The organism is Paenibacillus sp. FSL F4-0087, from assembly GCF_038020215.1.
In the GTDB taxonomy this organism is placed as follows: domain Bacteria; phylum Bacillota; class Bacilli; order Paenibacillales; family Paenibacillaceae; genus Paenibacillus; species Paenibacillus taichungensis.
The window spans coordinates 6,415,820-6,429,422 of sequence record NZ_JBBODJ010000001.1 but is presented as its reverse complement, the minus strand read 5'-3'; the positions used below and the strand labels follow the sequence as shown (position 1 = coordinate 6,429,422).

The following is a 13,603-nucleotide window of genomic DNA, read 5'->3' as shown; positions in this document are numbered from 1 at the left end:
CGTCGGGAAAGAATATGAACACATTAAAGTCGCCATATTGGCGGCTTTTTTTTGCATTGGAACAAAAAGACTGAGCTTTACTTCGCTGGAAATAATTATACTTGAACCGAGTTATTCATCAAATGATAAGACCTCACACGTAATGAAAGCGATTTAAAATTGTGTTGACGAAAACCATTTTCATAATTATTATGTAAATGAAAATAGTTTTAGAGAGGTGGATATCACTGTGAAGCAATATTTTGAGAAGGCTCAGAAGTTTGGTAAATCGTTTATGCTTCCTATTGCTGTTTTACCAGCGGCGGGTCTATTACTGGGGATTGGAGGGGCTTTGTCCAACGCCAATACGATTAACTCGTATCCATTCTTGCAGATCACATGGTTGCAGCAAGTGTTTACGGTGATGAGCAGTGCAGGAAGTATTGTGTTTGATAATTTGGCATTAATCTTTGCTATAGGTGTGGCTGTTGGACTCGCTAGAGCGGACAAAGGTACAGCAGGATTGGCAGCTGGACTTGCCTATCTGGTCATGAATGCATCGATCAATGCGATGCTGGTCAATTCGGGGAAACTTGCCGAGGATCATTTGGCTAGTGCTGGTCAAGGTATGGTACTTGGAATCCAAACCTTGCAAACTGGTGTACTCGGAGGGATTGTTGTCGGATTGGTTACCGCATGGCTTCATAATCGGTACAACAAAATAGAACTTCCTCAATTTTTAGGGTTCTTTGGAGGTTCACGTTTCATTCCTATCGTTTCATCTTTTGCGGCCATCTTTATTGGTATTGCTTTGTTCTTGATCTGGCCAACCATCCAGCTCGGCATAACGCAGCTTGGAGGTTTGGTCGATAGAACTGGGTATATCGGAACACTGTTATACGGATTTGTTTTACGGATGCTGGGTCCACTTGGGTTGCACCACATCTTTTATCTGCCTTTCTGGCAGACGGGAGTTGGAGGAACAATGGAGGTTGCGGGAAAAGTTTACGAAGGAACACAGAATATTTTCTTTGCTCAACTGGGAGACCCTGCAACCGAGAAGTTTTTCTCGGGTACATCCCGATTTATGTCAGGACGTTTTATCACGATGATGTTTGGTTTGCTCGGTGCGGCACTCGCTATTTATCATACGGCCAAGCCTGAACGTAAAAAAGTAGTTGGCGGATTGATGTTGTCTGCGGCACTCACTTCGTTCTTGACAGGAATTACGGAGCCTCTGGAATTCTCATTCCTGTTTGTTGCTCCAATCCTGTATGTCATTCACGCCGTATTTGATGGATTGGCATTTATGCTTTCACATATTTTTGAGATTACAATCGGTCAGACTTTTTCAGGTGGATTAATCGACTTTATCTTATTCGGGATACTTCAGGGTAATGCCAAAACGAACTGGATTATCGTTCCCATCATCGGTGTGGTCTGGTTCTTCCTTTATTACTTCACCTTCCGAATCTTGATCGTGAAGCTCAATTTAAAAACTTCGGGACGTGAGGAAGAGGTAACATCAGAGCCAGACGCCAAAACGCAAAGTCAGCTCTCCAATACACCCACATCAACGAAAGGTGAAGAACGCTCCATCGCTATTCTGAATGGACTTGGCGGTGCAGACAATATTAACGAATTGGATTGCTGTGCAACACGGCTTCGTGTATCCGTGAAGGATATCGAGAAGGTTCAAAAGGATGCGCTTACAGCTACGGGAGCCAAAGGGGTAGTACTTGTCGGTAACGGAGTGCAGGTTATTTATGGCCCTCAGGTTACAGTGATCAAAAATGAAATCGAAGAAATTATGGAAACGGAGTAATTGCAATGAATGTAGATAAATTAGATAACTTAGGTTTACAAGGTGGTCTCGTTGTATCATGTCAGGCTTTGGAGCACGAGCCACTTCATAGTTCGCTGATTATGGGACGCATGGCAGTCGCGGCAAAAGAGGGGGGAGCGATCGGTATTCGTGCGAATACTGCTGTAGATGTGAAAGAGATCAAAGAACAGGTTGATCTTCCCGTCATAGGTATTGTGAAAAGAAACTACGGAACCAATCCCGTATTTATTACACCAACGATCTTGGAAGTGGATGAACTTGCCGAGGTCCATGCAGAGATTGTTGCGGTTGATGCCACTTTGCGTGCACGGCCGGACGGTAAATCACTGGATGAATTCGTACATGAAATTCGCACCAAACATCCTCAACTTCTAATAATGGGGGATATTGCAACGAAAGAGGAAGCCGTTAATGCAGAACGACTTGGTTTTGACCTGATCTCCTCTACATTGGTCGGATATACAGAGGAGACAGCAGGGATTAAACTGTATGATAATCAATTTGCAGCCTTGAAAGAAATTCTAACTAGCGTACAAACGCCTGTTGTTGCGGAAGGGAATATCATGACACCGGAGATGGCAGCAACGTGTCTGGAAGCTGGAGTCTATTGTGTCGTTGTTGGTGGAGCCATTACGCGTCCTCAACAAATTACGGAGCGTTTTGTCTCTGAAATTGCCAAATTGAAAAAAACTTCTCCTTCTGTCCTATAAAAAAGAGAAGTGAACAAACAGCCAACGAATCAAGTTGGCTGTTTGGTTATTCAGCAGAATATAGAGCTTTTAACGTTTGCTGCCGCGCACTAAGTAAATGTTCATCCTCAAGTAATAGCAGTGAAATCACATCCAGGATGTAAATAATGGCCAACTGGCTGTTGATGAAGTTCACATCTCCGGTTCGCCCGATATCCGGTGTGAAAATGCACAAATCCGAGATTTCGGAGAGGGGGGTGTGATCAAAATTAGTAATTCCAACAACTTTGCTTCCTCTTTTTTTGGCAGCATTTAATGCATCACTGACTTCTAAGGTTCGTCCTGAATTGGATAAACCAATAACCAGATCATCTTCCCCCAAAAGAGAAGCACTCATGATCATCATGTGTGAATCCGTCACCGCATCAATGACGATATCCATCCGCATTAGTCTGTATTTGAACTCCAGAGCAGATAAACCTGAACTTCCCAAAGCATACACATAGATTCTGCGAGCTTTTTTTATGTACTGGACCACTTGTTCGATTCTGTCTGTATCCAGCATTTCTGCGGTTGCGTTGATGATATCATTGTGGATCTGCTGTGTTCTTATAAAGAAATCCGTTTGATTGCGGGGTTGATCCACTTCACGGTTAAGTCGAATTTTAAAATCTACAAAGGTAGAACAACCTACTTTTTTACAAAATCGAGTAATGGTTGACATGGAAGCATTGGTGTAAGCAGCCAAATCCCTAATATTAATATTATTAATGGATGATTTATTACGCATCACATAATCAGCTATTTCCTTTTCTTTCGCTGAAAAACGTTGATATTCAAGCTGCAGCATGTCGATGACACTAGATGACATTATGATTCCCCTTTCCCAGAACATGTTAACTTTTGTATAGTCTATCCTCATTAGTCTACTTCCTAAAAGCCAATTCATCAAACCTTTAAAAATAGTTCTTTATTTCTGTATATTTTCGTCCAAATAGAAGTGAAAACCATATTAATTATTATGTTAACTAAAAACCTTATCCATATTATAAGTCAAATAAATGTAAGAGTTTACATAAGTTTTACTTCCCGCTAACCGGATGCTGATCTTCCCTTGTTATGCTAGGCCTGTTTGGATTTACATAAGCCAACCAATCATACATATAAAGGAGAGAATTATGATCAGTCACCTCTACAAAAAGATGTTATCCATCCTGTTATCGATTGCTTTGATATTCGGATGGCTTGCGGGATTTGGGGGAGTTAATTCAGCCCAAGCCGCATCATTGTCTGAGCCTGAGATGCTGTTAGAGCGTAATGCCAATTGGCATTATTTCGATCAGGGTCAGGATCTACAAGCGGAATGGCGCGCTTCATACGATGATTCGTCCTGGAATTCAGGACAGGCTCCATTTGGTTACAAAGACAACGGTAATGGCGTAAGCACTTCCTATTTTGGATCACTCAAAACGGAAGTCAGCTACGGTCTGGACAAAAAAAATAAACCCCGCACAACCTATTTCCGGACAAACCTAACCGTTAACAAAGATCAAATTGACGGTTACGGGCAAATTCTTGGCACATTCGGTATTGATGACGGTGCAGTGATCTATGTGAATGGTGTGGAAGTCATTCGTTTTGGCATGCCGGATGGAGAGATTGTGTACTCTACTCAAGCAACCTCAAATAAGGACTTGCCGGTTATGTATGAGAATATCGACCTGACTGAGCCAATGAAAGTCAATTTGCATGAAGGCTCAAACGAAATTGCGGTCGAAGTGCATCAACAGAGCGACAGTAGCTCTGACCTGTATTTTGACATGGAGCTTAAAGCCTTGGCTAATGCGCCATCGCTGGATATCAGCAAAGTAACGGTTACCTTCTATGGGGATGCAACAAGTAGCAAAGGCTTCACTTGGTATACGCCTCTTGCATCTGCACAGAGCACTGTTCAAGTGGTACCTAACCTGGGAGGCGTTGCCGACTTCAGTCAGGCCCAAAGCTTCAGTGGACGTGCAACCGTAGCTTCCAACTCCCCTGGAGAAATGGTGCATAAGGCGGAAGCGACAGGCCTTTCCCCTGACACTTCTTATTCTTTCCGTGTTGGTGATCAGGATCTGGGCCTATGGAGTGAGGTTGGAACTTTCAAAACGGCTCCGGTTGATGGAGCATTTACCTTTATTGACCTGACGGATACACAAGCGAAGGAAGAGGATGAGGCGATCCTGTCTGGATCAACTCTGTCCAAAGCACTCGCAACGGTTCCAAATGCTGAATTCGTTGTCCATAATGGAGACGTTGTGGAGAATGGAACTTCAGAGCAAGAATGGAATTGGCTGCTTGGTCATTCGCAAGCCAGTCTTATGAACACGACCATTGCACCATCTGCTGGCAATCATGAGAATAAAAATTATGCGTTCTACGAGCATTTTAATGTGAAGCAGCCAGACGGTGCTGCAACGGTAACAGGCGCATATTATTCGTATAATTATAGCAAAGCTCATTTTATCGTATTGAACTCCAACGAGGATTCATCGGACTACGCCAACTTCTCGAATGAGCAAGTCGCATGGATGAAGCAGGATGTAGCGGAAGCAAAAGCCGCAGGAGCCAAGTGGATTATCGTTAATATTCATAAAGGCCCGTATACGACATCGAATCACGCCACGGATAGCGACATTATTGGTGCAAACGGGGAACGAAAAAAAATCGCCCCGCTCATGAACGAACTGGGGATTGATCTGGTCCTTCAGGGACATGACCATATCTATGCACGGACGAAGCCGATCAAGAGCGATGGTACCGCTGAAGATGTGTCCAAAATAACGGAGACCTTCAATGGACAGAGTATCGAATACGCGGTCCAACCGGATGGAACCATTTATATGATTCCTGCTACCGCCGGGGCCAAAGTATACTTCAAAAACGTAAAACCAGAACTTGGTGAAGCGTACTTCAGCTTGTTCGAGCGTGCGGAAGAAAACCACTCACGGCAATATGGCGACACCACGAGCGCAGCCAGAGGGCAGGTTCAGAACTTCGTTTCATTGACTATTGACGGAGACAAGCTGTCCGCCGTAACGTATGAGATTGACCAAAATAAGAATGCAGAACCATTTGTCGTGGACACGTTCGGGATTATCAAGGAATCGGATACAGTTCCTGTTCCAGAACAGGTAAACAAGGTAACGGTAACGTTCCATGGAGATCCTACCAAGAGCAAGGGGTTCACGTGGTACACTTCCGATCAAGTAACGAATAGCGACCTTCAGGTTGTAGAGAAAACAGCGGCAACACCTGATTTCACGCAAGCCAAATCGGTTCAAGGGCGCTCTGCAAAACCTGCGAATGCTCCTACAGAACTGATGCACAAAGCAGAAGTGACAGATCTGAAAGCTAATACAACTTATTATTTCCGTGTAGGGGATGCTTCCCAGCAAGTATGGAGCGAGACAGGTACCTACCGTACAGCACCGGAGAAAGGCAAATTCACTTTCATTGATCTGGCGGATACACAAGCGAAGGAAGAGGATGAGGCAATTCTATCCTCTGAGACATTGGCCAAAGCATTGGCTACAGTACCGGATGCACAATTTGTCGTTCATAACGGGGATATCGTGGATACTGGTGTGAAAGAGGAACAGTGGAACTGGCTGCTAGGGCATTCGCAAGAAAGCCTCTTAAATACAACCATCGTTCCGTCCGCAGGGAACCATGAGGACAAGAATTATGCGTTTATCGATCATTTCAACATCCAGTCACCGGTGAATTCCGCTACGGAGACGGGAGCTTACTATTCTTATAATTACAGCAATGCGCATTTTGTTGTGTTGAACTCCAATGAGGATTCGGATGAGTATGACAACTTCTCATTAGAGCAAGTCGAGTGGCTGAAGAAAGATGTTCAGGCTGCCAAGAAGAATGGATCCCAGTGGATAATCGTTAACATTCACAAAGGGCCGTACACGACGTCAAATCACGCAACGGATTCGGACATCATGGGAGCAAACGGTGTACGTACCAAGATTGCACCGATCATGGCGGAGCTTGGCATCGATTTTGTACTCCAGGGACATGATCACATCTATGCCCGCACAAAACCGATTGATCAGCAGGGGAAAGCGCGTCAGCCTGAAATGATCACGGAGATGCAAAATGGACAGAAAATCGAGTACTCTGTGAATCCGGATGGCACAATCTATTTGATCCCGGCAACAGCTGGTCCAAAAGTGTATTACAAAAATCCGAGCACAAGTCTCGGTGATGCTTATTACAATCTTTTTGAACTGGCAGAGGAGAATCATGCAGCCAAATATGGTCCTGATCCGAATGACAACCGTCGACCAATGCGCAGTCAGGTACAGAATTTTGTGGGCATTACGATTGACGGCAGCAAACTGACAGCTGTAACGTATGAAATTGACCAAAATCAAAATGGAGCAGCGCCGTTCATTGTTGATCAATTCGGTATCGTGAAGAAGACGGAACCATCGAATCCGGGACCAGGAACGTCCAATCCGGGAACATCGAATCCCGGCTCCGGTTCAGGTTCAGGTAATGGTTCCGGCAGCAGTAATGGTTCTTCAGGAACCGGTGGCGATACAACAACCGGAAATGGTTCGAACAGCGGTAGTGGTAGCGGAACTGATTCCGGCAACAAACCGGATACTGGATCTGGCAATAACGGAAACGGAGGCACTGCGCCAGCCTTGAAAGATACAGCCGGACACTGGGCAAAATCAGCAATTGATAAAGCCGTGACGGCTGGATTCGTCAATGGTTATGGTGATCAGACCTTCCGTCCGAATCAGAAAGTCACACGTGCCGAGTTCATTACGATGCTGGGCCGTGCCTTGAATCTGAATACCGTAAGCGAGACTATTCACTATACGGATGATAACAAGATTCCTTCATGGGCGAAGCCTTATATTACAGCAGCTGCATCCGCTGGCATTGTCAATGGTTACGAGAATGGCTCGTTCGGTCCTAGCAAGACGCTGAGCCGGGCGGAGATGGTAACTATGATTGCACGCGCTGGCGGAATTCAAACGAATTCCAATGCGAAACTGGATTTCAAAGATGCAAAGGATGTCCCAGCATGGGCCGTATCCTATGTAGCTTCTGCCGTGGAAGCAGGTCTGGTGGGCGGTGTAGGTGGCAATCGATTTGCTCCGATGCAGACAGCTACCCGTGCTGAAGCAGTTACACTTATTGTTGGGCTTCTTGAACAATCGAAATAACGCTAAACCTAATTTCAAGAAACCAATGCGGAATGTTCCCGCATTGGTTTCTTGTTTTATTCTGGAGACCGGGAAATATTAGAGACATTGCAAAAGAATCAGAGTCCCTGTACAGTGGATGAATCATTAAGCAACAAAGACTCCAAGAAGGAGGGTATCTATGAAGTCCCACACCTTTGAGCGTATTAAATTCCCGGCAGGGTTTTGGACAGGCTTGCATCAATTAGGGATTGCCGCCCACGATGTAGCTCGTAAAGCACAACTGCCGCTCACGATTATAACTGAACCAGCTGTTACGACCGCTCAATATTTTGCGATCTGGCAGGCATATTCCGATCTCGTCGGTGACACTGCCGAAGGAATCATCAAACTTGCAACCGTCTTTGAAACAGGGAAATACCCGCCGAGTGTCTTAGCGACCTACCACGCACGTGACTACCGTGATGCACTACAACGAATGGCTCGCTACAAACAACTTTGTCCCCCTGAAAGCTTGCGTATTACTGAGGAGGGCGATGATTGTTCAATTGAACTGGAATGGTCTAACGAACAACCAGGTCCGTCATTGCTGGTTGGAGTCACACTGGCATTTCTCCTCGAACTTGGGCGCCGGGGAACAGGTCAACCTTTGACTGCGCGGCTTGTCGAATTTTCGCATACCATGGGTGATGTTCGTACCCTTGAGACTTATTTTGGCTGCCCAATCCGGATTGGTGCAACATGTAACCGGCTTACCTTACATCGTAAAGATTTGGACCGTCCGTTTCTTTCATACAACGAAGAGTTACTGGAGATCCTTACTCCCGCCCTGGACCGATCGCTGAATGAACAGCAGGGCAGTCGTTCTATTACAGACATGGTCAAATGGATTATGAAACGCAGTCTCACAGGAGGTCGCCCCGACATTCAGGTCGTTGCCAAGGAATTGGGTATGAGCGATCGGACCTTGCAGCGCCGGCTTACAGAAGAGAATACAAGTTTCAAGCATCTATTGACGCAAGCAAGACATGAGCAGGCACGAGCCTACTTGGCAGACCCTACACTGGACATTAAAGAAGTAGCTTTCTTAATTGGATATGAAGACCAGAACTCATTCTACCGTGCCTTTCGTTCATGGGAAGGGGATACGCCAACGAATTGGCGTACGGAATATTTAGGAACGAATTCGCTATCCGAAGGATCGCCAGAATCATCAACTCTTCATTAAATGAATGCTTTATATCATTTGGCGTGTGATGCAAGAACTTTGGCGCAACACGCTAGTTACTCGGCTATGTAGACAAGGTAATATAAATCCTATCCGGAGCACAAGACTGTTTATAACATGACAACGATTCAGCTTGCCGCTACAAGAAAATATAAGGAGTAGTTGATATGGATATGGGTTTATACGGTAAAACAGCTTTGGTTACAGGATCGACGAAAGGGATAGGGAAAGCCATTGCCATTGAACTTGCCAAAGAAGGGGTTAATGTGCTCATCAATGGACGAAATGATGCAGAGGTTGAGCGCGCAGTTCATGAAATAAAGACCGAGTTTCCCGCTACCTCACCTCAAAAAGCTACAGCTGATCTGGTGGACATTGGTCAAAGAGAAGCCTTATTTGAAAAATACCCCCAAATTGATATCCTAGTGAACAATATGGGAATTTATGAAATGATGCAATATGAAGATATCAGCGATGAGGTTTGGGAGAAATACTTCCGTACGAATGTTCTCGCTGCAAATGCTTTGTCCAAATTTTACATGCCTAAAATGTTGCAAAATGATTATGGCCGCATGATCTTTATTGCGAGTGAAGAAGCCATCATGCCTTCAGGACAAATGCCTCAGTATTGTATGACCAAATCCATGTTATTATCGTTGTCCAAAAGTTTATCGAAATTAACGGTAGGAACAGAAGTTACCGTCAATACAATCATGCCAGGACCCACCCTCTCTGAAAATGTGCAACAAATCATAGAGAGCATCTACCCTGATGAATCGATGACTTTTTTAGAAAAAGAGAAGGATTTTATGCGCAAAAACCTGCCTCAATCCGAAATTCAACGATTTATCAAGCCTGTTGAGATAGGCAGATTGGCCACATTTGTGTGCAGTCCGTATGCATCGGCATTCAAAGGTTCTCCAATCCGTATGGATGGGGGAATGGTGCCAACCATCTTCTAAACTTTGTTTTTCACTATACAACTGAACGTAAAGAACCTTGAGGGAAGCCCAAGGTTCTTTTTTCGTTTCCATATATCTATAAGCTTAATGGATCAAATCCGATTCGTTTTCTGATACACTGATTGATTTTATAACAAGCTCACTGAAAGCTTTAACGGCTGGAGATAGCCATTTTTTCTTTTTAATCAGCATATGGGAGTAAAGGGGGTCAAACTGTTCGGAATGACTCACAATCTTAAGTTTTCCTCGTTCCACGTCCTCTTTAACTGTCATGTAAGGTAAAAAAGAAAAGCCGAGTCCACTCATAACGGTTTGTTTGATGGCTTCAATACTCCATAACTCCATCGTTTGAAACGGAGGAATATCATGTTTTACAAGATGTTTTTCAAACATGGTTCGATAACTGCATCCTTCTTCGTTTGTGATAAAAAAGGTGGGGTTGTTCTCCAGTTTATACGCATCAAAATGTTCCGGGCCGTCATTGCTGGAAACCAGTACTATTTTTTCCTCGATTAGCTGGTAATGAATGCATTTTTCCGGATGCAGCTCCGGGTACACCATCAAAGCTACATCTACACGCCCACTTATCAAATCAACCTGGTTTTGCTCACATGTACCGTTGGTAAGGATGAATTGAACTTGAGGATATTTCGATGAATACTCCTTGATGATCGGACTTAATCTGGAAATTGTTAAAGACTCTGGTGCAGCTACCCTTAATATACCTTTAACTTCCTGTTCGCTTCTTATGCTTTTAATCTGATCATGAGTTGCCAGCAAATCTTCTGCCAGCGGTATTAATTCCCTCCCCAGATGCGTAAGCTTCAATTGTCTTTTTTCGTATGTGAAAAGCTCCCCGCCAATCTCTTCTTCGAGGGACTGTATATGAGCCGTGATCGTGGATTGTGTGTAGCCCAATTGGGATGCGGCACCGGTATAGCTTCCAACCTCGACAATCGTCTGAAATGTGACAAGATGTCTAATTTCCATCCAAGTTCTCCTTAGCTTGAGACATGTATCGATAAAAATGATAATGCTTTTAATAATTTCGATTTTATTAAGGGTTTAATTCATCATACAATAAAGTCCTTCAGATCGTAAATGATTTCATTGGGGGGTACAGCTTGAATATTGTAGCATTTCTAACGTATGTGATCGTGACCTCCATAACACCTGGACCAAGCAACATCTTGATGATGAATGAGGCACGGAAATTTGGCTTTATTGGATCATGGAGATTTAATGGTGGTATTTTAGCGGGGTTTGGCTTATTGGGGATCATAAGCGGCGTATTTACAACAAGCCTATATCACTGGTTGCCAGTTGTAGGGCCGTATTTTAAATGGGCTGGTGCAGCATATATGCTTTATCTGGTGTGGCTTATGATGGGGAATAAAAGTTCGGAAAAGGATTCGAGGGATGTGCAATCGTCATTTTTATCCGGTGTTATGCTCCAACTTATCAATGTCAAAAGTATATTGTTTTTTCTAACGGTGATGAGTGCTTTCATTTTGCCTTCTTCACCTTCTGGCGGGAGTCTTGTTATTTATTTGAGTTTATCGATCCTTCTGGGATGGTTGTCGTTACTTGTATGGTCGGGGTTTGGCTCTATGTTCAAAACCTTTCTAACTGTCCATGACAGGTCATTTCGATTGCTGATGTGTCTGTTGTTGACATACTCAGCGATACGTATTTTTATTTAACTCAAACCGTAGGAGGATAATTGAAATGAAACCGTTCAAGATCGCTATTCCAGAGCAACAATTACATGATTTATCTAACAGATTGAAACAGGTTCGATGGCCCTCTCGATTCTCTGAAGAACCATGGGCTTTGGGGACAGATTATTCCTTTTTGAAGCGATTAGTGGATTACTGGAGTTCGGAGTATAACTGGCGCGAGCAAGAAGCAAGACTGAATCGTTTCCCGCAATATATTGAGAACGTGGATGGTTTCGATATACATTTTGTTCATGTTCGAGGTGAAGGAGTTTCATCACGGCCGATGCTACTGACTCATGGTTGGCCAGGATCATTCGTAGAAATGTTAGAACTGATTCCTTATCTAACAACCCCATCATTATATGGTGGACAGGCTGAAGACGCATTTGATGTGATTATTCCTTCTTTGCCGGGATTCGCATTTTCGAGTAAACCCACTCAGCCTGGGGTAGGTTCCAAATATGTAGCTACACTTTGGGCGAAACTGATGGATCGTCTGGGTTATGAAAGGTATTTTGTACAGGGAGGGGATATTGGAGCAGGAGTCTCAACGTGGTTAGCCTTCATCTACCCTGAGCGGGTGAGAGGACTTCATCTTAATTATATTCCTGGAAGCTACAGGCCACCACTTACTCAGAATACACCTTCGATGAGCAAAGAAGAGCGCACATACCTTGACTCCGTAGCGGAATGGTCGGAACGAGAAGGCGCTTATAGCGCCCTTCATAGAACCAAGCCGGAAACTTTGGCTTTTGCACTGAGTGATTCCCCGGCAGGTCTTGCCAGCTGGATGCTAGAAAAATTTCGGGGGTGGAGTGACTGTAAAGGAAATATTGAGAGTTCCTTTTCACTTGATCATATCCTCACGAATATCTCGATATACTGGTTTACCAATACGATTGCATCTTCCATGCGAATCTATACTGAAGGTGGCAAAATGCCACTGCATTTCACGGAAGGCCAGCGCATTACTGTTCCAACAGGGGTTTCCGTATTTCCCAAGGAGTTGCCGATGCCTCCACAAAGCTGGGTAGAGCGTGTGTATCATGTTACGTACTGGGAGGAAGCGGATAAAGGGGGGCATTTCGCTGCGATGGAACAGCCAAAGTTATTAGCTGAACATCTTCATCGTTTTATTCATTCCATTAATTAATTTCTCATACAATCCTTTTCTGGACTTTAACGGGAACAAAACGTAACCATTCAGAAAGTCGCCTGTTGGCGGCTTTTTATATAGTTATGCAAGTTTGTTTATGCAAGTTTGTTTGGTTACGAATGATATTCTCTAACCGTATATATGCAGTTTCTTCCTCCAGCCAAAATATACTCTCCACGTTCAATATGAACTTGATCCCCCAGAACCGTTTTGAATAAATGCAATTCATTCTTACATAAGCCGGTACATACTGCTGCAGCTTCACAGATAGGACAATGCTTCTCTATAAATAAGAGGCTACCATCGCCTTGATCCTTAACCTCGGCCATATAGCCTTCATTTGTTCGAATTTCAGCCAGTTTCTCCAGCCTTTCCTTCACGCCGGATGCATCACCAATGTACTGAAGATATTGTTCTTGCATATTTTTATTCCGAACACTGAGCAGCTTGTCCAGTCCTTCATTTCCGAAAGCTTCTTTCATGGAATTGATCAGACTGACGGATAACTCCGAATATCCACTAGGGAAAAAACGATCAGCAGCGGGGGTTAATCTCCATAGCTTGGTTGGTCGACCCATGGGACGAGCCTCTTCTTCGAAAGTAACCAATCCTTCTTCTTTCAGTGCATTTAAATGCTGCCTGATAGCCATTCCAGATAACGCAAATTGGGAGGAGAGTGCCACAACATCCATTCCACCTTGCTGTTTAAGCAGGTTAATGATTGCTTTTCGGGTACTGGTTGAGGCATCCTTTTTCGTTTGATCCCGGCTCATGGTGAACCTCCTTTTTAAGCAACTGAATCT

At 44.1% G+C, this 13,603-nt stretch carries 10 protein-coding genes; 7 read left to right on the top strand and 3 right to left on the bottom strand.

Features of this window, described 5'->3' with window-relative positions; genetic code table 11:
* The first annotated feature begins 229 nt into the window (after positions 1-229).
* A complete protein-coding gene (ptsG, locus tag MHB84_RS29170) occupies positions 230-1,804 on the top strand; it encodes a glucose-specific PTS transporter subunit IIBC (RefSeq protein ID WP_083678836.1) in 1,575 nt (524 codons plus the stop codon).
* A gap of 5 nt (positions 1,805-1,809) precedes the next feature.
* Complete coding sequence (locus MHB84_RS29165; protein WP_076288502.1) at positions 1,810-2,535, top strand: N-acetylmannosamine-6-phosphate 2-epimerase; 726 nt, start codon at positions 1,810-1,812, stop codon at positions 2,533-2,535.
* A gap of 46 nt (positions 2,536-2,581) precedes the next feature.
* Here the strand turns inward: MHB84_RS29165 and MHB84_RS29160 are convergent, their stop codons facing one another.
* Positions 2,582-3,364, bottom strand: coding sequence for an SIS domain-containing protein (locus MHB84_RS29160; protein WP_179087142.1), 783 nt, complete (start codon positions 3,362-3,364; stop codon positions 2,582-2,584).
* 328 nt (positions 3,365-3,692) lie between these two features.
* On the opposite strand from MHB84_RS29160, the gene MHB84_RS29155 reads away from it, so the two are divergent.
* The 3 genes from MHB84_RS29155 to MHB84_RS29145 all read left to right on the top strand — a co-directional run bounded on the left by MHB84_RS29155 (position 3,693) and on the right by MHB84_RS29145 (position 9,923).
* Positions 3,693-7,754 carry an S-layer homology domain-containing protein gene (locus tag MHB84_RS29155; protein ID WP_076288503.1) on the top strand — a complete coding sequence of 1,354 codons (4,062 nt, stop codon included), beginning with the start codon at positions 3,693-3,695 and terminating at the stop codon, positions 7,752-7,754.
* Between the two features lie 160 nt (positions 7,755-7,914).
* The gene (locus MHB84_RS29150; RefSeq protein ID WP_076288504.1) at positions 7,915-8,961 is read left to right on the top strand and encodes an AraC family transcriptional regulator; all 1,047 of its coding nucleotides are present in this window, start codon (positions 7,915-7,917) and stop codon (positions 8,959-8,961) included.
* Positions 8,962-9,128: 167 nt separating this feature from the next.
* A complete protein-coding gene (locus MHB84_RS29145; RefSeq protein WP_076288505.1) occupies positions 9,129-9,923 on the top strand; it encodes an SDR family NAD(P)-dependent oxidoreductase in 795 nt (264 codons plus the stop codon).
* A gap of 84 nt (positions 9,924-10,007) precedes the next feature.
* Here MHB84_RS29145 and MHB84_RS29140 read toward each other — a convergent pair whose 3' ends face one another.
* Entirely contained in the window at positions 10,008-10,913 is a 906-nt protein-coding gene (locus MHB84_RS29140) for a LysR family transcriptional regulator (RefSeq protein ID WP_076288506.1), read from the bottom strand.
* A gap of 134 nt (positions 10,914-11,047) precedes the next feature.
* On the opposite strand from MHB84_RS29140, the gene MHB84_RS29135 reads away from it, so the two are divergent.
* Complete coding sequence (locus MHB84_RS29135) at positions 11,048-11,626, top strand: LysE family translocator (protein ID WP_076288507.1); 579 nt, start codon at positions 11,048-11,050, stop codon at positions 11,624-11,626.
* Between the two features lie 25 nt (positions 11,627-11,651).
* Positions 11,652-12,797 carry an epoxide hydrolase family protein gene (locus tag MHB84_RS29130; protein ID WP_076288508.1) on the top strand — a complete coding sequence of 382 codons (1,146 nt, stop codon included), beginning with the start codon at positions 11,652-11,654 and terminating at the stop codon, positions 12,795-12,797.
* Between the two features lie 116 nt (positions 12,798-12,913).
* Here MHB84_RS29130 and MHB84_RS29125 read toward each other — a convergent pair whose 3' ends face one another.
* Entirely contained in the window at positions 12,914-13,573 is a 660-nt protein-coding gene (locus MHB84_RS29125; RefSeq protein WP_072732814.1) for a helix-turn-helix transcriptional regulator, read from the bottom strand.
* Positions 13,574-13,603: the final 30 nt, after the last annotated feature.

Coding starts and splice junctions, on each gene's coding strand:
- MHB84_RS29165 (WP_076288502.1), top strand. CDS start 1,810: ATGAATGTAGATAAATTAGATAACTTAGGTTTACAAGGTGGTCTCGTT.
- MHB84_RS29160 (WP_179087142.1), bottom strand. CDS start 3,364: ATGCTGCAGCTTGAATATCAACGTTTTTCAGCGAAAGAAAAGGAAATA.
- MHB84_RS29155 (WP_076288503.1), top strand. CDS start 3,693: ATGATCAGTCACCTCTACAAAAAGATGTTATCCATCCTGTTATCGATT.
- MHB84_RS29150 (WP_076288504.1), top strand. CDS start 7,915: ATGAAGTCCCACACCTTTGAGCGTATTAAATTCCCGGCAGGGTTTTGG.
- MHB84_RS29145 (WP_076288505.1), top strand. CDS start 9,129: ATGGATATGGGTTTATACGGTAAAACAGCTTTGGTTACAGGATCGACG.
- MHB84_RS29140 (WP_076288506.1), bottom strand. CDS start 10,913: ATGGAAATTAGACATCTTGTCACATTTCAGACGATTGTCGAGGTTGGA.
- MHB84_RS29130 (WP_076288508.1), top strand. CDS start 11,652: ATGAAACCGTTCAAGATCGCTATTCCAGAGCAACAATTACATGATTTA.
- MHB84_RS29125 (WP_072732814.1), bottom strand. CDS start 13,573: ATGAGCCGGGATCAAACGAAAAAGGATGCCTCAACCAGTACCCGAAAA.